The organism is Aureimonas sp. AU40 (assembly GCF_001463785.1).
Lineage (GTDB): Bacteria > Pseudomonadota > Alphaproteobacteria > Rhizobiales > Rhizobiaceae > Aureimonas.
In genome coordinates this window covers 59,991-85,007 of sequence record NZ_BBWL01000042.1, presented here as the reverse complement: position 1 = coordinate 85,007, position 25,017 = coordinate 59,991, and the positions used below count along the sequence as shown (strand labels likewise).

Annotated in this window: 31 protein-coding genes and 1 tRNA gene; 13 read left to right on the top strand and 19 right to left on the bottom strand. The window is 66.4% G+C overall.

Annotation, left to right across the window (positions count from 1 at the left end; genetic code table 11):
* Positions 1-17: 17 nt before the first annotated feature.
* The 13 genes from AUL32_RS16500 to AUL32_RS16440 form a co-directional block, all read right to left on the bottom strand.
* The gene (locus tag AUL32_RS16500) at positions 18-212 is read right to left on the bottom strand and encodes a hypothetical protein (RefSeq protein ID WP_062117137.1); all 195 of its coding nucleotides are present in this window, start codon (positions 210-212) and stop codon (positions 18-20) included.
* Entirely contained in the window at positions 212-964 is a 753-nt protein-coding gene (locus AUL32_RS16495; RefSeq protein WP_062117134.1) for a hypothetical protein, read from the bottom strand. The genes AUL32_RS16500 and AUL32_RS16495 overlap by 1 nt, the downstream gene beginning before the upstream one ends.
* The gene (locus tag AUL32_RS16490; protein ID WP_062117131.1) at positions 961-1,494 is read right to left on the bottom strand and encodes a DUF3780 domain-containing protein; all 534 of its coding nucleotides are present in this window, start codon (positions 1,492-1,494) and stop codon (positions 961-963) included. The genes AUL32_RS16495 and AUL32_RS16490 overlap by 4 nt, the downstream gene beginning before the upstream one ends.
* On the bottom strand, positions 1,491-2,129 hold the full coding sequence (locus AUL32_RS16485) for a hypothetical protein (RefSeq protein WP_062117128.1): 639 nt from the start codon (positions 2,127-2,129) through the stop codon (positions 1,491-1,493). Before AUL32_RS16485 ends, AUL32_RS16490 begins: the two co-directional genes overlap by 4 nt.
* Positions 2,126-2,374 carry a hypothetical protein gene (locus AUL32_RS16480; protein ID WP_062117125.1) on the bottom strand — a complete coding sequence of 83 codons (249 nt, stop codon included), beginning with the start codon at positions 2,372-2,374 and terminating at the stop codon, positions 2,126-2,128. The genes AUL32_RS16485 and AUL32_RS16480 overlap by 4 nt, the downstream gene beginning before the upstream one ends.
* A gap of 55 nt (positions 2,375-2,429) precedes the next feature.
* A complete protein-coding gene (locus tag AUL32_RS16475; RefSeq protein ID WP_062117122.1) occupies positions 2,430-2,777 on the bottom strand; it encodes a hypothetical protein in 348 nt (115 codons plus the stop codon).
* A 116-nt stretch (positions 2,778-2,893) separates the two neighbouring features.
* Positions 2,894-3,481, bottom strand: a complete 588-nt coding sequence (locus AUL32_RS16470; RefSeq protein ID WP_062117119.1) for a hypothetical protein — start codon at positions 3,479-3,481, stop codon at positions 2,894-2,896.
* Positions 3,482-3,544: 63 nt separating this feature from the next.
* On the bottom strand, positions 3,545-3,829 hold the full coding sequence (locus AUL32_RS16465; protein WP_062117116.1) for a hypothetical protein: 285 nt from the start codon (positions 3,827-3,829) through the stop codon (positions 3,545-3,547).
* The gene (locus AUL32_RS16460; RefSeq protein ID WP_156421500.1) at positions 3,829-4,062 is read right to left on the bottom strand and encodes a hypothetical protein; all 234 of its coding nucleotides are present in this window, start codon (positions 4,060-4,062) and stop codon (positions 3,829-3,831) included. Before AUL32_RS16460 ends, AUL32_RS16465 begins: the two co-directional genes overlap by 1 nt.
* A 56-nt stretch (positions 4,063-4,118) precedes the next feature.
* Positions 4,119-4,982, bottom strand: coding sequence for a hypothetical protein (locus tag AUL32_RS16455; protein ID WP_062117110.1), 864 nt, complete (start codon positions 4,980-4,982; stop codon positions 4,119-4,121).
* A 106-nt stretch (positions 4,983-5,088) separates the two neighbouring features.
* Positions 5,089-5,760, bottom strand: a complete 672-nt coding sequence (locus tag AUL32_RS16450) for a hypothetical protein (RefSeq protein WP_062117107.1) — start codon at positions 5,758-5,760, stop codon at positions 5,089-5,091.
* 178 nt (positions 5,761-5,938) lie between these two features.
* Complete coding sequence (locus AUL32_RS16445) at positions 5,939-6,322, bottom strand: MarR family transcriptional regulator (protein ID WP_156421499.1); 384 nt, start codon at positions 6,320-6,322, stop codon at positions 5,939-5,941.
* 288 nt (positions 6,323-6,610) lie between these two features.
* Positions 6,611-6,940, bottom strand: coding sequence for a hypothetical protein (locus tag AUL32_RS16440; RefSeq protein WP_062117101.1), 330 nt, complete (start codon positions 6,938-6,940; stop codon positions 6,611-6,613).
* Between the two features lie 68 nt (positions 6,941-7,008).
* Here AUL32_RS16440 and AUL32_RS16435 point away from each other — a divergent pair, with 68 nt between their 5' ends.
* Entirely contained in the window at positions 7,009-7,233 is a 225-nt protein-coding gene (locus AUL32_RS16435; protein WP_062117098.1) for a hypothetical protein, read from the top strand.
* Here the strand turns inward: AUL32_RS16435 and AUL32_RS16430 are convergent.
* Positions 7,217-7,771 (bottom strand): hypothetical protein, encoded by a 555-nt coding sequence (locus tag AUL32_RS16430; RefSeq protein WP_062117093.1) that lies wholly within the window; start codon positions 7,769-7,771, stop codon positions 7,217-7,219. The genes AUL32_RS16435 and AUL32_RS16430 overlap by 17 nt on opposite strands.
* A gap of 334 nt (positions 7,772-8,105) precedes the next feature.
* Here AUL32_RS16430 and AUL32_RS16425 point away from each other — a divergent pair, with 334 nt between their 5' ends.
* The 3 genes from AUL32_RS16425 (at position 8,106) to AUL32_RS16415 (ending at position 10,210) form a co-directional block, all read left to right on the top strand.
* On the top strand, positions 8,106-8,459 hold the full coding sequence (locus AUL32_RS16425) for a hypothetical protein (RefSeq protein WP_062117091.1): 354 nt from the start codon (positions 8,106-8,108) through the stop codon (positions 8,457-8,459).
* Between the two features lie 125 nt (positions 8,460-8,584).
* A complete protein-coding gene (locus AUL32_RS16420) occupies positions 8,585-8,923 on the top strand; it encodes a hypothetical protein (protein ID WP_062117088.1) in 339 nt (112 codons plus the stop codon).
* Positions 8,924-9,022: 99 nt separating this feature from the next.
* Positions 9,023-10,210 carry a tyrosine-type recombinase/integrase gene (locus tag AUL32_RS16415; protein WP_062117086.1) on the top strand — a complete coding sequence of 396 codons (1,188 nt, stop codon included), beginning with the start codon at positions 9,023-9,025 and terminating at the stop codon, positions 10,208-10,210.
* Positions 10,211-10,296: 86 nt separating this feature from the next.
* Here the strand turns inward: AUL32_RS16415 and AUL32_RS16410 are convergent.
* Both AUL32_RS16410 and gph read right to left on the bottom strand, forming a co-directional pair.
* Positions 10,297-10,371, bottom strand: a tRNA-Val gene (locus tag AUL32_RS16410).
* 111 nt (positions 10,372-10,482) lie between these two features.
* Positions 10,483-11,253: a phosphoglycolate phosphatase gene (gene gph / locus AUL32_RS16405; protein ID WP_062117496.1), complete on the bottom strand. Its 771-nt coding sequence runs from the start codon at positions 11,251-11,253 to the stop codon at positions 10,483-10,485.
* A 234-nt stretch (positions 11,254-11,487) separates the two neighbouring features.
* Here gph and rpiA point away from each other — a divergent pair, with 234 nt between their 5' ends.
* From rpiA to AUL32_RS16380, 5 genes are all read left to right on the top strand, one after another.
* Positions 11,488-12,183 carry a ribose-5-phosphate isomerase RpiA gene (rpiA, locus tag AUL32_RS16400; protein ID WP_062117083.1) on the top strand — a complete coding sequence of 232 codons (696 nt, stop codon included), beginning with the start codon at positions 11,488-11,490 and terminating at the stop codon, positions 12,181-12,183.
* A 94-nt stretch (positions 12,184-12,277) separates the two neighbouring features.
* Positions 12,278-12,805 carry a DUF2059 domain-containing protein gene (locus AUL32_RS16395; RefSeq protein WP_061975836.1) on the top strand — a complete coding sequence of 176 codons (528 nt, stop codon included), beginning with the start codon at positions 12,278-12,280 and terminating at the stop codon, positions 12,803-12,805.
* Positions 12,806-12,879: 74 nt separating this feature from the next.
* The gene (gor, locus tag AUL32_RS16390; RefSeq protein WP_062117080.1) at positions 12,880-14,280 is read left to right on the top strand and encodes a glutathione-disulfide reductase; all 1,401 of its coding nucleotides are present in this window, start codon (positions 12,880-12,882) and stop codon (positions 14,278-14,280) included.
* Positions 14,273-14,920 (top strand): gamma-glutamylcyclotransferase family protein, encoded by a 648-nt coding sequence (locus AUL32_RS16385; RefSeq protein WP_061975840.1) that lies wholly within the window; start codon positions 14,273-14,275, stop codon positions 14,918-14,920. Before gor ends, AUL32_RS16385 begins: the two co-directional genes overlap by 8 nt.
* Before the next feature lie 159 nt (positions 14,921-15,079).
* Entirely contained in the window at positions 15,080-16,462 is a 1,383-nt protein-coding gene (locus AUL32_RS16380; protein ID WP_061975842.1) for a class II 3-deoxy-7-phosphoheptulonate synthase, read from the top strand.
* Between the two features lie 86 nt (positions 16,463-16,548).
* On the opposite strand, the gene AUL32_RS16375 is transcribed toward AUL32_RS16380, so the two are convergent.
* Positions 16,549-17,235 (bottom strand): DedA family protein, encoded by a 687-nt coding sequence (locus tag AUL32_RS16375; protein ID WP_062117077.1) that lies wholly within the window; start codon positions 17,233-17,235, stop codon positions 16,549-16,551.
* Positions 17,236-17,513: 278 nt separating this feature from the next.
* On the opposite strand from AUL32_RS16375, the gene AUL32_RS16370 reads away from it, so the two are divergent.
* A complete protein-coding gene (locus tag AUL32_RS16370; RefSeq protein WP_062117074.1) occupies positions 17,514-17,831 on the top strand; it encodes a hypothetical protein in 318 nt (105 codons plus the stop codon).
* 49 nt (positions 17,832-17,880) lie between these two features.
* On the top strand, positions 17,881-19,254 hold the full coding sequence (gene gltX, locus AUL32_RS16365) for a glutamate--tRNA ligase (RefSeq protein ID WP_062117071.1): 1,374 nt from the start codon (positions 17,881-17,883) through the stop codon (positions 19,252-19,254).
* A 36-nt stretch (positions 19,255-19,290) separates the two neighbouring features.
* On the opposite strand, the gene AUL32_RS16360 is transcribed toward gltX, so the two are convergent.
* Positions 19,291-21,603: an NADP-dependent malic enzyme gene (locus AUL32_RS16360; protein WP_062117068.1), complete on the bottom strand. Its 2,313-nt coding sequence runs from the start codon at positions 21,601-21,603 to the stop codon at positions 19,291-19,293.
* Between the two features lie 286 nt (positions 21,604-21,889).
* Between AUL32_RS16360 and AUL32_RS16355 the strand changes: the two genes are divergently transcribed.
* Both AUL32_RS16355 and AUL32_RS16350 read left to right on the top strand, forming a co-directional pair.
* Entirely contained in the window at positions 21,890-22,723 is an 834-nt protein-coding gene (locus AUL32_RS16355; protein WP_062117065.1) for a UDP-2,3-diacylglucosamine diphosphatase, read from the top strand.
* A gap of 73 nt (positions 22,724-22,796) precedes the next feature.
* Positions 22,797-24,050, top strand: coding sequence for an MFS transporter (locus AUL32_RS16350; protein ID WP_062117062.1), 1,254 nt, complete (start codon positions 22,797-22,799; stop codon positions 24,048-24,050).
* Here the strand turns inward: AUL32_RS16350 and dgcA are convergent.
* The gene (gene dgcA, locus AUL32_RS16345) at positions 24,002-24,988 is read right to left on the bottom strand and encodes an N-acetyl-D-Glu racemase DgcA (RefSeq protein WP_062117059.1); all 987 of its coding nucleotides are present in this window, start codon (positions 24,986-24,988) and stop codon (positions 24,002-24,004) included. The two genes, AUL32_RS16350 and dgcA, sit on opposite strands and share 49 nt — an antisense overlap.
* Positions 24,989-25,017 lie beyond the last annotated feature (29 nt).

Here is a 25,017-nt window from a genome sequence, read left to right as displayed (position 1 = left end):
AATTGAGGCGAATCCGCTCAGTCGGGCTGCGGCAGGATCGGCTCGATGTCCGCATAGCCGATCTCGCCGACGACGGTCGCGATCATGTCGTCGAGAGCGGACAGCATGAGGAGGTCGTCGTAGTCCAGGCCGTCGAGCGCGGGATAGCGGCCTCGGGTCCGGCGGTACGCCTCTGCGAGAGCGGCGTGATAGAGAGCGGCGCTGTCCGACATCAGAAGCCTGCGCCGATCGCCGCATCCTCGACGTCGTCCTCGGCCGTGCGCGGCGCCGGTGCAGCATGGACGAGCGCCTGGTCGGGTCGGCAGGCGCGCTCCGTCCGTAGCTTGAGACAGCGCTTCACGCCACGCTCCGTCGGTGCCGACACCCAGCTTCCGTCGACAAGGCACTGCATCATGTATCGCTCGGCGAGCTCTATCCGCCCGAAATCGTCGATGAGGCCGCGCACGAGGTGCAGCACGCTGCCGTCCAGCAAGATCCGGGCCGTGTCCGAGAGCGCAAAGAGAGCTCCCGGCGTCTGCGTGCCGAGGAGCCGGGCGGCCTCGTCGAAGGCGGCCTCGTCGTACCAGACGTGCAGACCAGGCTCCGTGGGGTAGCCGCGGCCGTTCGCGCCCTTCGCGGTGTAGCTGGCGCGTGCCGTTTCGCTCGGCGTCGCTGTAAGACGGACGCGGGCACCTCGTCTGCGGTCGAGCCATTCTCTGATCGCGTCGCGCTGCCGGTTCGTCCGGTCGTATGCCCCGTCGGCCTCCAACGCCGCGAGAGCCGAGACGCCTTTCGCCGTCAGGGTGTAGTCGGGGTAGATGCCGACGCCGCGCTCGATCGAGATGAAGCCGCCGATCTCGAGGGCGTGGTAGGCCTTTGCCATCGGGTGCGTGGACATGCCTTGACCTCGATCGCGCCGAGAGAATTCGCGGACACGCTGCAGGATCCGGTAGCGGTAGGGGGTCAGTTCGGCCGCGTCGCTCATGCCGGCAGCCTTTCTATCGGGACGCCTTCGACCGGCAGGGCCGTCGCCGTCTTCTCCGTCAGCGCCACGCCGATCGCCTCTCGCCAGCCGCGGTAGCCGTCGGCGGCGATGCCCTTCTTCGCAAGCCACCAGCGCTCCTCAGGCTTCATCGACATCCAGTTCAGGGTCGCAGCCCTGATCTCGTTCGACAGCCTGGTCTCAGTCGCGAAAAGAAGGACGAGCAACTCGAGGCCGAGCAGTCGTTCGAGGTGGTTGTGGCCGGGCTTCCAGCGCGAGACCTTGATTTTACGTTCCTTCAGGCGGCGGTTGAGCTCGGCCTCCGCCGGCGCGGCGACGACGCTCCAGACGGACTTCGTCGTCGTGAAGCGCAGCTCGCGGACTCCCGGCGAGAGTTCTTCGTAGACGTGGACCTTGGCGAGGTCGTACCGCCAAGTCGGGACGTCGACAATGAAGCCGGCCGTTTCGGGATCGACGGGACGGCCGAATCCGCGGGTCTCCGGCATCCGGGGCTTCTTGGCGATCGCGCTCATGCGGCTTCTCCTTCCTGTGCGGTGACGATCGGCTCAACCACGCGTCTCGCGACGAGCCGGTCCGCGATGTGGGCGGCGCCCGGCTCCTCGATGGTGGCGATCATGCCGTTCGGCTTCCTGACCGGCTCCGGCCGGGACCACTTACCTTGGGCGTTCTTCCAAGCCGGCATCGCCGGCGTCGGCACCCAGCCGTGGCGGGCGAGCATCTCGACGACGTTCGGGACGCGGCGGTGCTGCTCCGTCGCGGCTGTCCGAATCTTCCCGTACCCGGGCTCGAGGCGCAGGACGAACGTGCGCAGCGGCTTGGCCGCGTCGGCGGCCACGGTCTTCTCGGCGAGTACCGCGATGAGGCGAGAGAGGGCGACGTGCTTGCCCTCGGCCTTCGTCGAGGTCGCGGCGTCGCCGGACCGCACACGCGCATGCCACGTGCCTTCGACAAGCCGCACGGTGCACGGCTGGCGGTTGAGCAGCATGTGGCCGTCGTCGGCCGGCATCCGGAGCGTCAGCTCGTTGAAGCCCTTGCGGCGTGCAAGCGCGTTGGCGACCGCGGACACGGTGACGTCGGACGCGTGGTCGGCGCCGCCGTTCAGGGCGACCGTGACGCTGGGCGGTAGAAGGAGAGGCGCGTTCGTCATGCAGCCCTCCCGGTGCTGAAGTCCTCGACGATGCCGGCGAGGTGCCTGAGCATTGCGAAGCGGGGGGAGTCGCTCAGCAGGAGCGGGTTCGCCCGGCGGCGGATGTCGGCGACGATCCGCTCGGCGGCGCCGGGCTGCTGGAGGTCGCGGTAGGCCCGGCCGAAGGTGGCCTTGTAGTCGTCGCCGGCCTTGTGGACGGCCTTCGCGGCGGCGTGGGCGGCGGTGAAGAGAGAGGTACTGGCCATCTGGTGAATCCTCGATCGGATGCGAAGAGGGCCCGCCGGAGCGGGCCCTGTCGGATCAGGCGGCGATGTCTTCGAGATCGTCGGAGCGGTTCGCCTTGGCGCGCTCGCGGATGGCGGCGGCGCGGGCCGGCCACGTCTCGGCGTCCCACTCGGCGTACGCCTTCTCGGCGCCGGCCATCTGTTTCGCGGTCACGCCCATCCGACGGGCCTCCTTCCGGACGTCGGCGATGTCCTGGTGGATCGTCTCGACCTCGTGCGGCAGGCATGTCTTGAGCTCGTCCTCGAGGCGCTCGATGCGCTGGCGGAAGCTGAGGTGGGTCGCGACGCGGAACTCGCGGTCGGAAGCGAGCAGGGTCTTCTTGTGCTTCTCGGTGCGGATCTCGGAAGAGGTGCGCTTGGCCATGGGTGTGTCCTTCGATGCTGGGTGTCGGCATCTGCGTGCCGTGATCGAACTATGCGCCTTCGTTAACCAATAATAAATATACCAATTACTGTCACAAACGAGAATCTTATGCCGCGTTATATCGCGTCCCGTATGCGCTGCAGCACCACCATGTCGACGATCGCCTTCGCGACGGCGGAGACCCGTTCCCGCCGTCCGTCTGGCAGATCCGCGAGCGCCATGAAGCGGCGAGCGATCTTTTTCAGATCGCGGTGGCAGACGGTCGCGAGTTCGCCGTTCGGGTCGATCCGATGCCAGTCCACGCGCATCCAGTCCTGCTCGCCGTAGACCCGGCCGTAGGCGGTGACGCATTGGAGCACGGTTTCGTGCGGCGCTCCCGACGCGTCGGCGACGTGCATCGCGTAGCCCGTCAGCTCGCCGGAAAGAGCCGCGACGGCGGGGAGGGGATCGGTCCCGTCGCCGACGCCGAGGACGTCGTTCAGGGCGTCGAGGACGTCGCCGTGCATGGACGGACCGTAGTCATGCCGGCACGTCGCCTGCGCATGCGTCTCGACGAGGAGGGGCCAGAGGGCGAGGATGTAGAAGGTCCGTTTGACCAGCCAGGACGGCTCGGCCGGCTCGGCGTGCGCCTCTTCGAGCGCCAGGCAGACATCGGGTCTGTCGGCGATACGCAGGAACTCTGCGGCGGCGAGGAGGCGGGACATGCGACGTTCTCGATATAGAAGTGGATAGGGTGCAGGCGCCCGCCGTTCGGCAGACGCCGGCAGTCAGTCGTCGCGCTCGGCCGGGCTCATCTGCGCGATCTCGGACCTCAGGTTCTCCGAGATCCACCTCGTCGTGATCGCCGTCTCGCCGGGCGGCACGGCGGGCAGCAGCGTCTCGAGGCGGACGCCGTCGCGCTCGACGTCGACGTCCATCAGCGTCTCGCCGAACGCGACGAAGGGCGCCTTGGCGACGAGGCGATATGGGCCGGCGTCGCACCAGCCGCCGAGAGGCAGCCGGGCTTCGGGGGAGGCGTCGAGGACGTCGAGGATGGCGAGCGTCGAGCGCATCAGACGTCGGCCGGAAGCGAGACGGCGGCGCCGACGGTGACGTTGATGCTGCCCTCGATGACGATCCTGCCGGCGGCGGCGAGACGCTCGAGGGCCTGAAACCCGTCCTCGACGTCGTCGAGGTGGACGTGCTGCTCCAGGATTTCGTTCGAGTTCACGCGCGGGCGCCCCTCGGACCGGAGGCGGGCGAGGGAGGCTAGGATCTCGGCGTCGATGTCGTCCTGCAGGGTCATGTGTGCGTCTCGCTGGAGTGGAAAGCGGAAAGGGCGGCCGAAGCCGCCCTCGATGATCAGGCCGCGTCGGACCAAGTGCCGTCGTGTTCGCGATCGTCCTCGGCCCAAGCGACGACGGACCGGTAGTCCTGGAAGTGCGCGACCGACACGAACATCCGCCCGTCTTCGATCTCGCGGCCGACGTGGATCTTGTGATCGCGGTCGGGATCGCGGCCGACGATGATCAGGTCCTCGTCCCGCGCCTTCAGCGCCTTCTCGGCGGCTTCTTCGGACACGTCGGCGTCGTCGATGACGTCCACCGCGAGCGCGGCGGCTGCGACGACGAACGGGTCCACGATCCAGTACTCGTGCTCGGGCAGCAGGTTCTTCTCCTCGAGATCCTTCAGCACGTCGTCGATGTCCGGCTGGGCGCCGCAGCCGTCGAGGTAGGCCTCGACGAACTGCTCGATCTCCGAGCGCAGCTCCAGCGCCCGCCGCATCTCGAGGACGTCCATCGTGTCGAGCGTGCCGTCGCGGAGCGGAGATGCCCAGTCGCGGTTGATGTTGCCGGAGAGTTCGACCGAGCCGGCGAGATTGCCGATCAGCCGCTGCAGCTCCCGTCCCTCGCGGTCGAGGAACTTGCCGGCTTCGCCGTCGGCGTCGGCCACGTCGTAGGCGTAGCGGTACTCGTGCTCGCCGTCGGACGTGACGATGTGCCCGCCTTCGCCGCTCCGGTGCGCGACGAGCAGGTCGTCGTAGTCGATGTCGGACAGGTAGACCTCGGGCGTCCGGACGTCGGCGCGGTCGAACTCGATGCCGGCCTTCGCGGCCACGGCGGCGATGGCGGCTTCGGTGTCGCCGTCGAGAGGAACGGCGGCCGAGATCAGCATACCGTTCAGAAGAGCGATCCGGTGGCGGGTGGTGATGTAACGGTCGGTCATGGGGGTGATCCTTGATGTGTGGGTTGATGCTGCCCCGGTCGGGGCGCGGCCGCCTTCCCGGCGGTGACCATGCGAAGGGGGCGGCTGGAGCCGCCCCGGGAGAACGTCAGTCGTAGTCGCGGTCGAGGTCGGCGCCGGCCATGCTGTCGCAGCGGCCCTCGAAGTCATCCTCGTCGCGGTCGTCGGCGTCCGTGAAGTGGATCTCATTCTGCAGCCCGAAGAGGCGGACCAGGGCGGTGTCGCGGGCGTTCTGGCCCTCCAGATCCTCGGCCAGAACCGACGGCACGAGGTGGACGCTGTAGCCGTCGTCGCCCGCTTCGAGGTCGGCAAGGTAGTAGCGGCGGGGCTCGGCGCCGTTCTGCCCGTCGATCTCCTTCGCGGCGTCGATGCCCGAGGTGCCGGGCTTGGCGACGTGCCAGACCCAGCCGCTGGCGTTGTCGACCAGGACGGTGCTGGCCTCGCCGCGGGCCGCGGCATTCTCGGCCGCGTGCTCGATGACGAGATCGGCCTCGGACCGGGCGCGCTCCTCCGTCAGCTCCGGCAGCGGGCCGTCGCGGTCCATGGTGTGCGAGAACACCACGCGGCCGAGGTCGTCGAGGAAGGCGAGGACGGTGCGGTAGCCGTCGAGGTACTCCGCGACCTCGACGCTGTAGACGACGTCGCGGTCGACGCTGGCGTGGGCGAGGGTGGCGCCCTCGACGCCGACCTGCTCGCCGGCGGAGTCGAACAGGAAGGAGAAGGAGGCGGGGCAGGCGGCGAGGGAAGCGTTGGCGGTCATTGTCTGACGATCCTGTCGTTTGCCCTGCGACTGATGCGGGCGGGTTGGTGTCGTACCGGTTAGCGAGGTCGTCTTCGCGACCTTCACCGACACAATTACACCTCCGGCCACACGACGCAATACCAGATAACGACAGATACGATGCTTTTGTAAAAAATTCGGACGGGCGTCGGCCGAGTCAGTCCAGGGCGGCGATCTGCTCGGCTGCCTCGGAGCCCTTCTGCGTGATGAAATACATGCCGTACGCGGTGGCGCGCTTCTCGGCGTAGCCGCCGGCGCAGAGGGCCTGGAGGCGCGAATAGGCCGCCTGCCGGGTCAAGCCCATGGCCTCCTTCACCTCCCCGAGCGAGCCCTTCCCGCCGATCTGATGCAGCGAGACGAGGGTGCGGGCACGTTCAAGATTGAGGCCCGCGTAGCCGTCAAGGACGGATTTCATGCTGAATGCCGAGCGCCCGAAGATCCGCGAGGTGGCGATCGAGATATGCTCCGATCGGGCAATGCTCGGACGCTCTTCCTTCGTCGCCTCGTATGCGGTCAGAAATTCTCCGAACAGGAGCTCCATGAGCTCAGTGACGCGAGGATTGATCTGCGTCGTCTGCGGAGGCAGGGCCGTCGGGCGCTTGCGTGGGGCGGGCTTGTCCATGCGATTCGTCTCCGGTGAGCTTGTATACCGAAGGGTTACATGGGCCGCGACGAAATGTAAATGGGTGGATGACGCCGTCGCGAGAGACGGGCACGGCATCCGCGACGTGGACTGGCGTGATGGTAAAGAAGGCCAGGCGGGGATGGTGGAGATAAGTGATTCCGTCGGCCGCGTAACGGTACCGCGTATGAAGAAGTAACGGGGGTGCTACCGGTATAGGGCCGCGTTTTCCGCCACCTCACGACGCGCCAGGCTGTACGACAGGCGCCCATCCCTGAGGCTGCGAAGGCGCAGACCGATCAGTCGCTCGGCCTTCCGCTTGTCGTAGCCCGCATCGACGAGCGCGGTCACGACGTCGCCGACGACGCGGGGCAGGTGCTGGACGGGGCAGGTGCGCAGGTAGGATTCGACGAGGAGGCGGTCGACCTCGCGCATGGCCGGCCGATCGGCGTTCGCGGCGCGCCAGTCGGCCGTCGCCTGCCGGGCACGCTCGCGACGGGCATTCTCTTGTGCAGCGATTTCGCGGGCCGTTGACAATTCCTTAGCCTTTCCGTGTTCTCTTCGCCTCAAGCCGGTCTCGGACCGCACCTGGATGGAGACGCTCCATGAACGCTCACAATTTCTGCCGCGGTTTCGAAGGCGCCATCTTCTCGATGGTCTCGGCCTCGATGGCCGCCCGTCAGACCGACACCGGCGGCCAGGAAGCCGTCGACCTCCTGACCTCCGCTCTCCGTCGCGAACGCCGCGAGACGGCCGCACTGCGCGCCCGCCTGGCCGAGCTCGAGACCGACCTCGTGTTCGCCCGCGAGACGATCAACGGGCTGCTCTAGCACGAGCTTCCTTCCTCAACTGCATCAGCACGGCCGCGCCGCGGTCGTTCGCAGCGGCGTTCGCTTGGGCACGGGCGGGCGCCGCCGGCGTTTCCGGCTCGTCGTCGAAGTTGGTGACCAAGCTCATCGGCAAGGTCTTCGTGCCGTTCAGATGCGCGTCCAGCTTCCGCAGGTCCGCGTTCGCGACGATGCCGAGCTGCAGCTGCGACAAGCTGCCCAACCAGGCGATCTTCCTCGCGTCGCCGGCGAAGGCGGGGTCGAGGTACCGCTTCGAGATCGTCGAGCTCTTCATCAGCTCCCGTGCCGCGTTCTGCACGCGGACCGCCTCGCGGCCTTCCGTCAGGGCGCGGGCCTGACGCGTCTCGGCCGACGTCGCCGTCGGCGCCTCCTCGTCGAGGACGTCCATCGCCTGGTCGGCGAGGGGGCGGGGACGCCAGATGATCTGACGGATGCCGTCTACGACGATCTCGATCGGCATCAATGCGATGGCGGCCAGCTTACGCAGTATGGCGCGGACGGCATTTCCGATGCTGCTCATTTCCCTGTCTCCGTTGGGTTTCCACGCGACAGAGGTGGCATACGGCGTAGAAAGTTTTCAGCGCGATCGAATCGAACTCGCCGACGGCAGGTCGCCGGAGAGTTACCGCGACGCGCCAACGAGTTATCCACAGCCCTGATCCTTGACGGCCGAACTTTAGTCCTTGGCGCGGATCCTTGAGCGCGATCTCCAATCCTTCCGGCCAATCCTTTGAAGTCAATTGGAACAATGGGTTAGCGTCTAGGTTACGTCGACTCGACTCCGCCCGGCGGGTTGCCGCAGGTTCCCACCACGACCGGCGCCGATGGGGTGCCGGCAGTGTCAGGATCTGCCCATGCGCTTCGCCCGTTCCGTCTCCGTCGCCGCCGTCCGCGCCGCCGTCCGCGATCTCGACCGGCCCGATCCCGCCTTGCACGCGGACGCCGAGGAGGGGGTCCGGGAGACGGCCGCCGCATTCGCCAAGAACGGCGAGCCCGGCCTGACCTACCTCGAGTCCTACGTGACGGCCGCCTTCGCCGACGCCGAGGCATCGCTCTACGGCGAGGAGGTCGAGGGGGGCGTGCGCGTCGTCGTCGAGGCGGAGGACGCGGCCGTGTCGGTCGGCGTCCTCCGCGACGTCAGGGAGCTCCAGATCGCGAGGATGTTCCTCGACATCGGTGCCGCGTCGGCCCTCGTCCACGCCGCTTGAGAATCGCGGGTACGGGCCGTAGGATGCCGGTCATTGGTGGTCCGCGCTTCGGCGTTGGGTTGTCGATACTGGAAACTCAGGCCGCTCCGGAAACGGGTGCGGCCTTTTTTCGTGGGGGATCCGGGATGAATGGCTACGCGACCTGCTGGTCGGTGAAGGTCGGCGTCGGCGCCCGCCCGCCGGCCGAGGTCGGACCCGAAGTCCCGCTGACCCTGCGCGAGGCCGCGGTGCTGCCCGAACTCGGCGGTCGCTTCTCCGCGAAGCAGCTGCGCACGGCAATTGGCAGCGGCGCGCTCGCGGCCGAGGACCACGGCGGCACGCTCTACGTGACGCGTGCTGGCCTCAGAGATTGGCGTGAAGCTTCAAGGGTGAAGCCTGTCCGCCACGTCCGCGAAACCGATGCGGACACGCAGACGGCGCTCCTCGCGGCCAGGGAAAGCGTCCGTCGCCTGCGCGGGAGTTAACCATCCCGTCAACCAGGTCTAGTGCGACCGACCTGCGACCCCTACCGTGCGCTGACCGGCACAGGCCGGACACTGTTGGCTACGGGCCTGGGAGACGACATGAACACAGCGCAACCGCCGCATTTGTGGCTTGAACCCGCACGTCGGGATAAGACGGGCAAGCTCACCCACAATGCGAAGTGGGTCATCATAGACGCGGGGAAGAAGAAGAGCACCGGCTGCAAAGCCCAGGATCATGCCGGCGCCGCGAGGGCTCTCGAACGGTATCTGGCCGAAAAGCATGCCGACAAGCCGTTGGCGAAAAGTCGTCCGGCGGCGGCAGTTCGGATCGCCGACGTCCTCCGGCACTACCTCGACGTCCGCGGCGAGAAGGTCGCGAGGCCGACGCACCTAGCGTTGCGGGTAGACCATCTTCTCGACTTCTGGGGCGATATGACTCTCGACGATGTCGACTCGAAGGCGTGCGCTCGCTACGTCCGTAGCCGGCAACCCTACGAAGGCGCGTCCCGCCGCGAACTGGAGGACCTCCGGGCGGCGATCGGGCTGGCGAAGCGTGACAATTTGTGCCGGGAAGAAGTCCTCGTCACGCTGCCAAAGAAGCCGAAGCCACGGACGGACTGGTTGGAACGCGACGTCGCCGCGCGGCTCATCTGGCACGCGTACCGGAAGCGCGAGCGCCAGGTCATCAGCCGCGGCCGCCGCAAGGGCGAGATCGTCGAGACGAGGAAGCGGCCGACCAGGCACATCGCTCGGTTCATCCTCTTCGGTCTCTACACCGGCACCCGGTCCCGCCGAATCTGGTCGGCCAGCTTCGAGAAGCGGGCCGACCACCCGTGGATCGATGTCGAGAACGGGATCTTCTACCGCGAAGCGCCGGGCGAGACCGCATCCGAGACGAAGCGGGCGCCGTCGATCCGCATCCCGAAGCGGCTTCTGGCGCACCTCGTCCGCTGGAAGAGCGGAGGCCACGATCCAAAGCAGGCGACGACCTTCCTTTGCGAGTACCATCGCGGAAAGCCCGGCGACCCGAAGAAGGCCTTCGCCCGTCTCGTGAAGGACGTCCTCGACGGAGACGTGAAGAGTGGCATCGTCCGGCATTCCCTCCGGCATACCGCCGCGACTTGGCTTCTCCAAGACGAGCAGGATCCGCACCGCGTCGCGGGCTACCTCGGCATGCGGACCGACACGCTGATCAGTGTCTACGGACACCATCATCCGGACTACCAGGACGAGATCGGCGAGTCGTTTTCGCGGGGTCGCGCAGGTCGGAAAAAGAAGGCTGCATAGGCCGACTATTCGCGACACCATTCGCGGTGTCGCGATCGCCCAGTGAAGAGCAAAACAGAAACTTTAAACTTTACAATGGGATCTGATGGTGGGCGCGACAGGGATCGAACCTGTGACCCCCTCGGTGTGAACGAGGTGCTCTCCCGCTGAGCTACGCGCCCGCTCCCGCCGGTCAATGCCGGCTAGCGGATTGAGGGTCGTATAGAACCGAATGGCCGGGGCGTCAATCGAAGATGCGCGTGATCGTCAAAAAGAGCGCCAACATATTGATATCAAATCGCTTTGACCTGACGTGCCGGTTTCGCCAGCATCGAATCGATCAGCTCCGGCGTCAGGTCGGCGAAGCGCTCGATGCTGCGCGTCGCGCCCGAGCGGGCCGTGGGGCCGGGGTCGTAGCCGAACAGCACGAGGATCGAGGGCAGACCGGTGGCGCGGGCTGCTTGGATGTCGGTGTCGGTGTCACCGACCATGATGGCGCTGCCGACCTCTCCGCCGACGCGCTCGATCGTCCCGAGAAGGTGCACGGGATCGGGCTTGCGGGCGCTGAACGTATCGGCGCCGCAGATCGCGGTGAAGCGCGCGGCGAGGCCCATCTCGTCCAGCAGGCGACGGGCGAGATGCTCGGTCTTGTTGGTGCAGATCGCTAGTCGCAGGCCGGCGGCCAACAGTCGGTCCAGCATCGCGAGACCGCCTGGAAAAAGGGCCGACTCGACGGCGATATGCGCTTCGTAATGGGCGAGGAAACAGCGCGTCTGCTCCGCCAGTTCCTCGGCCGAGAGCGCACGTGCGGCAAGACGATAGGCCTCGCGCAGCATTGCCTGCGCGCCGTGGCCGGCATGTGGGCGGACCACGTCCAGCGGCAGAGGGGGAAGGCCGACGCGCGACAGGCAGTTATTGAGACTGGCGGCGAGATCGGGCGCGGTATCCACCAGCGTGCCGTCGAGATCGAACACGACGGTCGGGCCCGAGTTGCCCGACTGGCAGGCGGGAACGGCTCGCGCACCGGCGAAGGTCTGAAGCGGGATCGGACGAACTGCGCTCATCATCGGACTTTGGCTGGAGAACGGACGAGGTCAAGCCGATCGGCTCGGGCCTCACCCCTTTGGGCCGCCTCGGCCGCCGTTCCATCGGCGGGCTGACGCGTCCCGGCCACAGTTTAACGGTTCGAAAACCAACAAACCCTTTATCCCCGCTCCCTTCCGAGCCCCTCCCGTTTGGCGCAACCGCCGCAATGGCGTAAAGCGGCGGGCAGCAAAAGGGCGCATGGGAGAACCAGCATGGATGCGGCGGCAATGAAGGACGAGGTGGGCCGCGCGGCCGCCGCCCACGTGGAGCCCGGCATGCGGCTCGGGATCGGCACGGGATCGACGGCCGAAGCCTTTATCCACGCGCTCGCCTCCCGAGTGTCGGAGGGGCTGCGCATCGTCGGTGTGCCGACGTCGGAGCGTAGCGCCAAGCTTTGCGCCGAACTCGGCATTCCGCTGGCGACGCTGGAAGAGCTGCCCGAACTCGACCTGACGATCGACGGCGCCGACGAGGTCGATCCGCAGCTGCGTCTGGTGAAGGGCGGGGGCGGTGCCCTGCTGCGCGAGAAGATCGTGGCCGCCGCCTCGGCGCGCATGCTGGTAATCGCCGACGGCACCAAGAAGGTGGCGCATCTCGGCGCCTTTCCGCTGCCGATCGAGGTCAACGGATTCGGCTTCGTGGCCACCACGCTCGCCATCGAAAAAGCGAGCGGAATGCTTGGTCTTTCCGGTCCGATCCAGCTTCGAATGGCGGGCGAGAAGCCCTTCATCACCGATGGCGGGCATCTCATCATCGACGCATCATTTGGCCTTATTCCCGATCCAGAAGCACTGTCAGCAGCTTTGCACGCCATTCCGGGCGTGGTCGAGCATGGGCTCTTTCTCGGATTGGCCAGCTCCGTGCTTCTTGCCGGACCGGACGGACTCGAGCGCCTCGGCGCACCGTGACGCCTGCGGGCCGCGGAAGCAGGTGGGGGCTTGCGGCTCGAACCGGAGTTTGGCACGGGTGCGCCGACCAGGAATTGATGGAGAAGGAAGTCCGATGGTTTTCAGCCGAACGCTGCGTGGCGGCCTCTATGCCGCCGTTGCCCTCGTGGGTCTCGCGGGCACGCCCGCTCTGGCGCAGGAGATCAGCCCGTCCCATCTGGCGGCCGCGCGCGAGGCTGTCGACTCGATCGACACGACCGAGCAGTTCGACCAGATCCTTCTCAACGCAGCGACGCAGATCAAGGCCGAGCTGATCGTCAATAACCCGGATCTTCAGTCGAAGATTTCCGAGATGGTGGACGACAGCGCCATCGGCCTGGCGCCGCGCCGCGCCGATCTCGAAAACGAAGTGGCGCGCATCTACGCCAAGATGTTCACCGAGCAGGAGCTGCGCGAGATCTCGCAGTTCTACAACTCGGAAGCCGGCCGCAAGCTCATCAAGCAGGGCCCGCAGGCCTCGCGCGAGATGATGGCCGCCGCCGATGTCTGGACCAACGGAATTGTGCGCGATCTTCGCGAGAGCGCTCAGAAGGGCATGCAGAAACTGGCGCCTGCCGGTGCGGCGCCCGCCAAGACCCAGTGACGACGACCGATCGTCCGCTATAAGACCTCGAGGGCGGCCTGTCGGCCGCCCTTTTGCTTGACGGGAGAGACGTGTTGGCTACGTCCGGTTTCGACTACGACCTGTTTGTCATCGGCGGTGGTTCGGGGGGCGTTCGCGCCGCGCGGCGAACGGCAGCCCTCGGTCGAAAGGTCGCGATCGCCGAAGAGTTTCGTTATGGCGGAACCTGCGTCATCCGGGGCTGCGTCCCCAAGAAGCTTCTCGTCTACGCGTCGCAATATTCCGAGTCCTTCGAGGACGCGGCAAGCTACGGCTGGTCGGTCGGGGAAACGAAGTTCGACTGGCCGAGCCTCATTGCCGCCAAGGATCGCGAGATCGATCGGCTCGAACAGATCTACCGTCGCAATCTTGAAAAGGCCGGCGCGGAGATCCTGAAGAGCCGCGCGGTCTTGGAAGGACCGAACGAGATCCGCCTGCTCGCGACCGACAAGGTGGTGACGGCGGAGCGCATTCTGATCGCGGCAGGCGGACGCGCCAATCCCTTCGCGGACATGCCGGGCGCCGAACATTGCATCACCTCGAACGAGGCCTTCCATCTCAACCGCCTGCCGGAGTCCATCGTGATTCTGGGCGGCGGGTACATCGCGGTGGAGTTCGCTAATATCTTCCTTGGCCTCGGCTCCGAGGTGACGCTGATCTATCGCGGCAAGGAAATCCTACAGGGTTTCGACGATGACCTGCGCCACGAGTTGCATCAGGCCATGGTGCGCAAGGGCTGTCGCATTCGCTGCGAAGACACGCTTGTTCGCGTCGACCAGAAGGCCGATGGGCGCTTCGAGGCCCATCTCAAGGGCGGCGAATGCCTGGACGCTGACGAGGTCATGCTCGCGGTGGGGCGCCAGCCCAACACGATCGATCTCGGATGCGAAAAGGCCGGCGTCGAGCTGGACCACAAGGGCTCGATCAAGGTCGACAGCTATTCCAAGACGACGGCCGAAAACATCTGGGCGATCGGCGACGTGACGGGTCGCATCCAGCTGACGCCTGTGGCGATCCACGAAGCCATGTGCTTCGTGGACACGGAGTTCCTGGGCAAGCCGACCGAGCCGGACTTCGACCTCATCCCCACAGCCGTCTTCTCGCAGCCCGAGATCGGAACGGTCGGCCTGACGGAAGCCCAGGCCGCCAAGGAGCTTGGCGATCTCGACATCTACCGGGCGCGCTTCAAGCCGATGCGTCATACCCTGACGGGCCGCGAGGAGTTCATGCTGATGAAGCTCGTCGTTGACGCCAAGTCCGGCGTGGTGGTCGGCGCGCATGTGCTGGGGCCTGATGCCGGCGAGCTCGGCCAGATGCTCGGCATCTGCGTGAAGGCGAAGTTGCGCAAGGACGATTTTGATCGCACCATGGCGCTGCACCCGTCTGCGGCCGAGGAACTGGTGACGATGTACGAGCCGAGCTACCGAATCCGGGAGGGAGCCCGCGTGGATGGCTGACGCGGAGTTTCCGATCCACCCGGACGATCCCGATCTCGAACGGCTCGCCCGCGAAGGGCGGGTGATCGCCTATTTCGGATATGGCTCGCTGGTGAACAAGCGGACGCTGCGCACCAAGTTTCTCGGCATCCGCCGCGCCGAGGTGCGCGGCTGGCGCCGCGCCTGGCTGCCTCGCAAAGGGCAGTCCATGGCGCTCCTCTCGGTGCGCCCGGAGGACGAGGCGGTGACGCAGGGCGTCGTCGTCTACGATCTGGCCGATCATCTGCCGGCGGTGGACGAGCGCGAAGCGGCCTATCACCGCCGGGTGGTGATGCCCGGCCATATCGCCGTTCGCGGCCATGCGCTGCCGGATGTGCCGCTTTTCATCTACGAGGGAAAGCCCGAGGAGCCGGACGCCGCCGAGGCAGGGGCCGCGATCCTGCAATCCTATCTCGACGCCGTTCTCCAGGGCTTCCTGTCTCTGTATGGCGAGGAAGGACTTCAGCGCTTCGTGGAGGAGACGGAAGGGTTCGAGACCGCCATTCTGACGGATCGCTCCGCCCCGCTCTATCCCCGTCCGGTCATGCTGGCGGAGGGGGAGGCCGCCTTATTCGATCGGCTCGTGTCTGCGCGCGGCGCGCGCTTCGTGGCGGTGTCCTGACGGGCGCGCGATAAACCCTTTGGTGACAAATCCTTCGGTTCGTGTCACACCGCCCCGACCGAGCGTCGATGGCCCTAGTTCGGCCTGCCGCGAAGCCGTCCCGAGAAACGCGAAACCCAAGGGGAGACGGCCGGACGACGTTCGGGTGAGGAGAGGTTCATGGCCAAGGATTGGAACCCCGCGAGCTGGCGCAGCAAGGCGATCGAGCAGGCACCGGCCTATCCCGACGCAAACGCTCTTGCCGAGACCGAAAAGCGCCTCGCCTCCTTTCCCCCGCTTGTGTTTGCAGGTGAGGCGCGGAAGCTGAAGCGGGCGCTCGGCGAGGTGGCCGAAGGGCGCGCTTTTCTGCTGCAGGGCGGCGACTGCGCCGAAAGCTTCGCCGAACACGGCGCCGACAACATTCGCGACTTCTTCCGTGCCTTCCTTCAGATGGCGGTGGTGCTGACCTTCGGCGCCTCGTCGCCTGTGGTGAAGGTCGGCCGGATCGCCGGCCAGTTCGCCAAGCCGCGCTCGTCGGGTATGGAAACGAAGAACGGCGTGTCGATGCCGTCCTATCGCGGCGACATCGTCAACGGCATCGAGTTCGACGAAGCCGCGCGCATTCCCAATCCCGAGCGGCAGGAAATGGCCTATCGCCAGTCGGCGGCGACGCTGAATCTTCTGCGCGCCTTCGCCCAGGGTGGCTACGCCAATCTCGACAATGTCCACCAGTGGATGCTCGGCTTCGTGTCGGGCTCGCCGCAGGCGGAGCGATACGGCCAGATCGCCGATCGCATCTCCGAGACCATGGCCTTCATGCGCGCCATCGGCATCGATTCGGAAACCCACCCCTCGCTGCGCGAGACGGATTTCTTCACGAGTCACGAGGCGCTTCTGCTCGGCTACGAGCAGGCTTTGACACGCGTCGATTCCACCAGCGGCGAATGGTACGCGACCTCGGGTCACATGATCTGGATCGGCGATCGCACGCGTCAGATCGACAATGCCCATGTCGAATACTGCCGTGGCATCCGCAATCCGCTCGGCCTCAAATGCGGACCCTCGCTGTCGAACGACGATCTCATTCGCCTGATCGACATCCTGAACCCGCAGAACGAGGCGGGCCGGCTGACCCTCATCACCCGCTTCGGGCACGACAAGGTCGGCGAGCATCTGCCGCGTCTGATCCGTGCGGTGGAGCGGGAAGGGCGCAAGGTCGTCTGGTCCTGCGACCCGATGCACGGCAACACGATCACCGTGAACGACTACAAGACGCGGCCCTTCGACCGCATCCTTAGCGAAGTGGAGGCCTTCTTCGCCGTCCACCGTGCCGAGGGCACCCATGCCGGCGGCATCCATGTCGAGATGACGGGCAAGGACGTGACCGAGTGCACGGGCGGCGGCTCGCGGCCGGTTCTGGCCGAAGACCTGTCGGACCGCTACCACACGCATTGCGACCCGCGCCTCAACGCCGATCAGGCGCTGGAGCTGTCCTTCCTCGTTGCCGAGCGCATCAAGAAGGAACACGAGGCGCGCCAGCCGAAGGCCGCCGTCAACTTCTGACGCTTCGGCACGTTCAGCAGACAGGAAAGGCCGGGTTCGCGAGAGCCCGGCCTTTTTCATGGGGGATTGAAACGAAGAGCGAAATCTCAGCGGTGCGGCTTGCGGTCCGTTGGGCCCTTGCCCGAACCGGACCCGGCATGGGCCTCAGCCGGTTCGCCGCGCTTGGCGGAACCCTGTCCCTTACGGTCGCGGCCGAGAATCCGGTCGCGCAGAACGGAGCCGCCCTGCTGCCAGGCGAAGAACCCAAGAAGCGCCAGGGCGAGAACGGCGAGGAAGATCATCATGCCGTGCTCCATCATCTCCAGATGCTGGAACACCGAGGCGATGGAATAGCCGAAGACATAGCCGATCGTGGTGAAAATGCCGGCCCAGATGGCGGCGCCCAAGAAGTTCAGGATCAGGAAGCGGGGAACGCTGATCGACGACAGGCCGAGCGCAATGAGGCCTGGCATTCTCAGACCGTAGATATAGCGGTTCACGATGACGAAATAGGCCTGAAACCGGTCCACGAGGCGCAGCGCCTTGGTGAATTTCGGCTTGCGCTTCCAGCGCGAAACCCAGTCGCTGTTCGAGAAGTATCGGGCGAACAGGAACACGGCGAGATCGCCGCAGAACGAGCCGATAAAGGCGAGGCTGCTCATTAGCCAAAGCGGGTGGGTTCCGCGATAGGCCAGGAAACCGCCGATGATCGCGAAAACTTCGCCCTCGAAGAACGTGCCCACGAAGACGATGCCAAGACCGAAACGGTCGATCAATGCAAGGATTTCGTTCACGCAAGCTCCGGTGACTCGGCAATCCCGAAGGGATCATCTGAGAGACCGCTCATGGCCTCTCCGCCCTATGTCGGGCGCCCCGCCGAATTTGCAAACGCTAAGTGCGCTCTGTCGCGTTCTGTTCCCGATTTGCCGACGCGGCTGTTGCCGTCGGGTCCCGCGCGGCGGATAAGGAGCGCGCGAACTGCCTCCTGCAGAGCACCGGGCCCATCTGCCGCCTTCGCGGGCGCTCGCGGAGACCCGCTAAGCTCGCAAACGCCTGAAGGAAGGATCGAGCCGTGCCGACCGATCTGCCGCCGCTCACCGACATCGTCAGCGCCTTCGTCTTTGCCGGCGCGCTATTCGTGCTGCGTTTCCAGCTGGCGCTGCATCGGCTTCGGCGCGAGAGTGGCATGAGGACGGGGTTCGATCTCGCCGATTTCGCCCGCGTGCGGCGCCAGGGCACGTTCGGCGAGGCGCACGAGCCGGAGCGCCGCCATGCCGCGCGGCAGCTCTATGTCGGCTTCGCCTTCCTCGTGATCGGGCTCGGTCTCTTCGCCTGGCATCTCGCCCAGCCGCTTTGGAGCCCGGCGATGCCGGGACCCGGGCTCGCCTGAGGGCCGTCGCGCATTGCGGGACGGCGGACCATGCGCTATCGCGCGGAGCATGAGCGTTTCCGTCCGTTTCGCCCCGTCTCCGACGGGCTATCTCCATATCGGCAATCTGCGCCCCGCCCTGTTCAACTGGCTGTTCGCACAGCGCGAGGGCGGCCGCTTCGTCCTGCGCTACGACGACACCGACGTCGAGCGGTCCAAGCGCGAATATGCCGACGCCATTCTGGAGGACATCGGCTGGATCGGCATCCGACCCGATCTCATCCTTCGTCAGTCCGACCGGATCGCGCTCTACGAAGCGGCGGCCGAGCAGCTTCGCGAGAAGGGCGTGCTCTATCCCTGCTTCGAGACGCCGGACGAGTTGGAGCGGCGGCGCAAGCGCCGCATGGCGCGCGGCCTTCCGCCGATCTATGGACGCGAGGCGCTGAGCCTCACCGCAGAGGAGCGAGCCGCATTTGAGGCGGAGGGCCGCCGTCCGCACTGGCGCTTTCTCTTGCCGAACTTCCAGAGCGACCCGCACACGCCCGAGCGAACCGAGGTGCATTGGGAAGATGTGGTTCGCGGTCGCCAGACCGTCGATCTCGCCTCGCTGTCCGACCCCGTGCTGGTGCGCGAGGACGGGACCTATCTCTACACGCTGCCTTCGGTGGTGGACGATGGGGAGCTGAAGATCAGCCACGTCCTGCGCGGCGACGACCATGTGACCAACACGGGCGTTCAGATCGCTTTGTTCGAAGCGCTCGACTTCGCCGTGCCGGCCTTTGGGCACTTCAATCTCTTGACGACGATCGACGGCGAGGGCCTGTCGAAGCGCACCGGTGCCCTGTCGCTGCGCACGCTGCGGACGGATGGCTACGAGCCCATGTCCGTCGCCTCGCTGGCCGTGCTGACGGGTCTCGCAGGCTCCATCGAGGCGATGCCCGATCTCGCCAGCCTTGGCAAACGGCTGGATTTCGGCGGCGTTTCGGCGTCGAGCTCCAAGTTCGACCCGGCCGAACTCGACCGGCTGAATGCCGAACTGGTTCACGCCATGCCGCACGAGGCGGTAGCGGATCGGCTTGCCGAGTGGGATGTGCCGGAAGCCGATCGGGCTGCGTTCTGGAACGCGGTTCGCGGCAACCTAACCAAGGTGGCGGATGCGGCCGCCTGGGCAGCGGTGATCTATCGCGGTCTTGATGCCAAGCCGGCCTTCGCGCCGGAGGACGCCGATTTCCTGCGCGCGGCCTTCGATCTTCTTCCGGCCGAGCCTTATGACCGGGCGACTTGGAAAAGCTGGACCGACGCGGTGAAGGCGTCGACCGGGCGCAAGGGCAAGAGCCTCTTCATGCCGCTTCGCCTCGCACTGACCGGGCTCGACCATGGGCCGGAACTCGCCGAGCTTCTGCCTCTGATCGGCCGCGAGCGGGCCTTGGCGCGCCGCCCCTGAGGGGCGACGCATCGCATCTTTAAATGGCCGGTCGCGTCAGCGACCGGTGTCCGCCTGCTGCACGGCCTGCGCCACTGCGATGGCCGCCATGTTGACGACGCCGCGCGAGGTGACCGACGGCGTCAGGATATGCGCCGGACTCGCCGCGCCGAGCAGGATCGGCCCGACATGCAGCGCGTCGGTCATCACCTTCACGACATTCATCGAGATATTGGCCGCATCGAGGGTCGGGAAGAGCAGGAGGTTCGCCTCTCCCGTCAGCGTCGATTCGGGCATGACGCGCTGCCGCAACGCCTGCGACAGCGCCGCATCGCCATGCATCTCGCCGTCGATCTCGAGCTCCGGCGCGCGCTGGCGAACCAGAGCCAGAGCTTCGCGCAGCTTCAAGGCGTCGGGGAAATCGCTCGTGCCGAAATTGGAGTGCGAGAGCAGGGCGGCGCGCGGCGTGATGCCGAAGCGGCGCACCTCGTTCGCGGCAAGGCAGGCGATCTCGGCCAGTTCCTCGGCGTTCGGGCTCTCCTGCACATAGGTGTCGCCGAAGAAGACCGTGCCATATTGCGAGATAAGGAGGCTGAGGCCCGACATGCGCTTCACGCCCGGCGCGATGCCGATCACCTGCTTGATGTCGCGAATGTGGCGCGAGAATCTGCCGCCCAAGCCGCAGATCAGAATGTCGGCGTCGCCGCGCGACACCGAAACGGCCGCGATGACGGTCGTGTTGGTGCGAACCAGGGCGCGGGCGGTGTCCGGGTTGACGCCGCGACGGCCGACCTTCGAGAAGTAGTGATCGACATAGTCGCGATAGCGCGGATCGTCCTCGGGGTTCACCACCTCAAAATCCTGATCCTGCCGGATGCGCAGCGCGAAGCGCTCCAGGCGGGACTGGATGACGCTGGGTCGGCCGACAAGGATAGGCTGGCAGATCTTCTCTTCCAGAAGCACCTGCGCGGCGCGCAGGACGCGCTCGTCCTCGCCATCGGCGAAGATGACGCGCTTGCCGGATTTGCGCGCGATCTGAAAGATCGGCTTCATCACGAGGCCGGAGCGGAAGACAAAGCGGTTCAGCTTGTCGATATAGGCGTCCCAATCCGCGATCGGACGCGACGCGACGCCGGAGTCCTCGGCCGCCTTGGCCACCGCCGGCGCGATCTTGAGAATCAGTCGGGGGTCGAAGGGCGAGGGAATGAGATAGTCTGGCCCGAAGACCGGTGTTTCCGAGCCATAGGCCTTGGCCGCGACCTCGGACACTTCCTCGCGCGCCAGGGCGGCGATCGCGTCCACCGTCGCGATCTTCATCTCTTCGTTGATCGTGGTCGCGCCGCAATCCAGCGCGCCGCGGAAGATGAAGGGGAAGCAGAGGACGTTGTTTACCTGGTTCGGGAAGTCCGAGCGGCCGGTGCAGATGATGGCGTCCGGGCGCACCTCGCGCGCAAGGTCCGGCATGATCTCCGGCGTCGGATTGGCGAGCGCCATGATCAGCGGGCGATCGGCCATCTTCTTGAGGAGTTCGGGCTTCAACACGCCGGCGGCGGAAAGGCCGAGGAAGATGTCGGCGCCCTCGATCACGTCGGCCAGCGAGCGGGCCTCGGTTTCCTGCGCATAGACCGCCATCCAGCGGTCCATACGCCCTTCGCGGCCCTTGTAGACCACGCCGTCCTTGTCGGTGCAGAAGATGTTCTCGACCTTCGCGCCGAGCGAGACGAGGAGGTTGAGGCAGGCGATGGCGGCCGCGCCCGCACCCGAGGTGACGATTTTCACGTCCTCGATGCGCTTGTCGCCGAGCAGCAGCGCGTTGCGCACCGCTGCCGAGACGATGATGGCCGTGCCGTGTTGGTCGTCATGGAAGACCGGGATGCCCATGCGGGCCCGCAGCCGTTCCTCGACCTCGAAACACTCCGGCGCCTTGATGTCTTCCAGGTTGATGCCGCCAAAGGTCGGCTCCAGCGCCGCCACGACATCGACGATCCGGTCGATCTCCTGCGCGTCGATCTCGATGTCGAAGACGTCGATATCGGCGAACTTCTTGAACAGGACGGCCTTGCCTTCCATCACCGGCTTGGAGGCGAGGGGGCCGATATTGCCAAGTCCCAGAACCGCCGTTCCGTTGCTGACGACGGCGACGAGATTGGCGCGGCTGGTGTAGTCGGCGGCGAGATTGGGGTCTTCGGCGATGGCAAGGCAAGGCGCGGCGACGCCAGGGGAATAGGCGAGCGCCAGATCGCGCTGGTTGCCGAGGGGCTTGGTCGCCTGGATCGCGAGCTTACCGGGCTTGGGGTGGCGGTGATAGAAGAGCGCCTGTTCGTTGAGGTCCGCGGCGGCGGCCTGCCGCTTGGTTTCTTCGGCGCTCATGCTCTCTCCAATCCTCAAGGGCGCTTCCGGCCGGGGCGAGGACCTGGCGGGCGACGCGATCAAAACCAGGACGCTCGCGGGCTTCGGATCGACCCGGGGGCCGCCGAAACGGAGCGAGAGGCGGGCCGGCGGGTGGGCTCGACCCGAGAGTTCGTCCTTTGGAATGCCTGTAGGACAGATGCGGCGCGGAGAGCAATCGCCAAGGCGCACGCCGCGCGGCGTCATACGGCTGCAACAGGGTTAAGGCAGATTAAGCCGTATACGGTCGAAGCGACGGACGGCACCCATGGAACAGTGGACGAACACGCGGCATGTGCGGACCTTGTTCCTGTCCGACATCCATCTCGGCTCGCGCGCCGCGCAGGCCGATCTTCTGATCGATTTCCTGCGCTGCCACGACGCGGAAAAGATCTATCTCGTCGGCGACATCGTAGACGGGTGGCGTCTGAAGCGCTCCTGGCACTGGCCCCAGTCGCACAACGACGTCGTGCAAAAGCTCCTGCGCAAGGCGCGCAAGGGCACCGAGATCATCTATGTGCCCGGCAATCACGACGACTTCCTGCGCGATTTCGTAGGTTCGCATTTCGGCGGCATCGAGGTTCGTCTGAACGACGTCCACGTCACCGCCAACGGCAAGCGCCTCCTGGTGATGCATGGCGACGAGTTCGACGTCGTGGTGCGCCATGCCAAGCTTATCGCCCATCTCGGTGACTGGGCCTATGACATGGCGATCGCCATCAATGTCGTCTTGAACTGGACGCGCCGTCGCCTCGGCTTCGGATACTGGTCCTTCTCCTCATGGGCCAAGGGCCGCGTGAAGCGCGCCGTCAACTTCATCGGCGCCTTCGAGGAGGCCCTGTCCGGCGAGGCCAAGCGGCAGGATTGCGAAGGCGTGATCTGCGGCCACATCCACCACCCCAAGATCGGAAACATGGGCGACATGCTCTATGTCAACACGGGCGACTGGGTGGAAAGCTGCTCGGCCATCGTCGAGCGTCACGACGGGACGCTTGAACTCGTCCATTGGACGGCGGTCGAGAAGGTCGATCCCGCGACCGACCCGCGCGTCGGCCTGCGCTTCCTCAAAGGGCGCGAGCGGCTGCCCGAGGCGGCGGAATAGCCTGCCAGGGCCGTTTGCCCGCGCGGGAGCGGTTTGGTAGGGAGGGGACGTCCAAGCCCCGAAAGCGCCCGCCATGCCCTCGCTCCCGCCGGCCTCTCCCGAATCGAGACGGGCCTTCGACCGGCGCATGTCCTTCGTCTTCGCCGGCAATTTCGTCTCGCTCGGTGTCTTCTATCCGTTCTTTCCCGTCTGGCTCGGCTATCAGGGGCTGGATGGAGACGAGATCGGCCTGATCCTGGCGATCCAGATCGGGCTTCGCGTTCTTGTCTGCCCGCCCGTGCTGCGCCGGGCCGATCGATCTAGCGACCGCGCCCATCTCCTGATCGCCGCCGGCTTCGCGAGCCTCGCCGCTTCCTGCCTGTTCTTCGTCGTGGACGGGATGGCGCAAGTCCTGATCGCGACACTGATCCTGGCGGCCGTCTGGTGTCCCGCGATTCCCTTGAGCGATGCGATCGCGCTTTCCGGCGTGCGCCGGCTCGGGTCGGACTACGGGCGATCGCGCCTTTGGGGGTCGATCGCCTTTATCGCGGCCAATGTCGCTGGCGGAGCCCTGCTCGGCCGCATCGGCCATGGCGGCTTTCCGATCGTCCTGACGCTCACCTTCCTCACCGCCGCTCTCGTCACGCTTTTCGCGCCGCGAATGGGGCAGCCGCGTCAGGCATCGCCGCTGCCGCTTTCGCCGACGCAGGAGCCTTGGCTTCCCGCGCGGTCCCTGGCCGATCGGTTCCGCCGCCTTGCGCCGGCTCCCGATCTCCGCCGCCTGCTGCCGCTGCTGCTGGCGATCGCGCTGATCCAGGCGAGCCACGCAATGCTGAACGGTTTCGCCTCGTTGCAATGGGCGCGGCTCGGCTACAGTCCGATCGAGATCGGCGTGTTCTGGGCGATCGGCGTCACGGCAGAGGTGGCCCTGTTCCGGCTGGCGGCCAAGCCTTTGCGTCGCTTCGGCGTGCGCGCCTTCCTGATCGCGGCAGCCGTCACGGCGGCGGCGAGATGGTCGCTTCTATCCACCGATCTCGGGCTCATCGGTTTCGCCATTCTGCAGACCACGCACGCGCTGACCTTCGCCGCGACGCATGTCTCGCTGCAAACGCTGATCGGCTCGTCCGTCGCGGAAAACCGCTTCGGGGCGGCGCAGGGGCTGAGCTTCGCGTTGCAGACGGTGCTGATGGCCGGCGCGACCTTTGGCGGCGGTCTTCTCTACAAGAGCCTCGAGGCCGGCGCCTTCTACGCGATGACGGCCCTGGCCCTGATGGCGCTCGGCCTTCTCCTCGTCGCGCCTCAGCCCCAGAGCGCAGGCTCCGGAGGCCAGACGAGCGAGCCTTCGTAGCGCAGCCCGTTCGGCCGGTCCTCGCGCAGCAGAAGCGGTCCGTCGAGATCGACCAGCTCGGCGCCCTTAGCCAGCAGCAGGGCCGGCGCCATGCCGAGCGAGGTGCCGACCATGCAGCCCACCATCACCCCGAACCCGAGCCGGCGCGCCTCCGCGAGGAACACCAGTCCTTCCGTCAGCCCGCCGGTCTTGTCGAGCTTGAGGTTCACGTAGTCGTAGCGCCCCACCAGCTCGTGCAGGTCGGCACTGCCATGAACGGATTCGTCGGCGCAGATCGGAACGGGATGCGGAGTGTGCGCCAGGATGGCGTCCTCATTCGCCGGCAGCGGCTGTTCCACAACGAAGGCGCCGATGCCGGCGGCCGCCAGGAGGTTGGCTTTCAGATTGTTCGGCGTCCAACCTTCGTTGGCGTCGATGATGAGCCGCGCTTGCGGAGCCGCCGCGCGCACCGCTTGCATCCGCGCCGGGTCCTCGTCTCCGCGCCCGACCTTCACCTTGAGCACCGCGCGATGCGCAACGGCGCGCGTGGCGGCGGCCATTTCCTCGGGCGAGCCGAGCGAGATCGTGTAGGCGGTTTCCACCGGTTGCAGGGCGCCGATGCCGGCGAGATCGGCCGCGCGCGCGCCCTTTCGCTTGGCTTCCAGGTCCCAAAAGGCGCAATCGAGCGCATTGCGCGCCGCGCCCGGCGGCAGCAGCGCCTGGAGGGACGCGCGGTCGAGCCCCGCGTCGATCGCCCCGCGCACGCTTTCGATCGCGCCCACGACGCTGTCCACGCTTTCGCCATAGCGGGCATAGGGGACGCACTCGCCGCGACCCGTCATGGTTCCGTCGGCAAGGGTGCAGGCCACGACCACCGCCTCGGTCTTGGCACCGCGAGCGATCGTGAATTGCTTGGCCAGCGAAAAAGCGTCCACTGTGACCGAAAGACGACTCGTCATTTTAATCCCTTACCCGATCTTAACGTCTC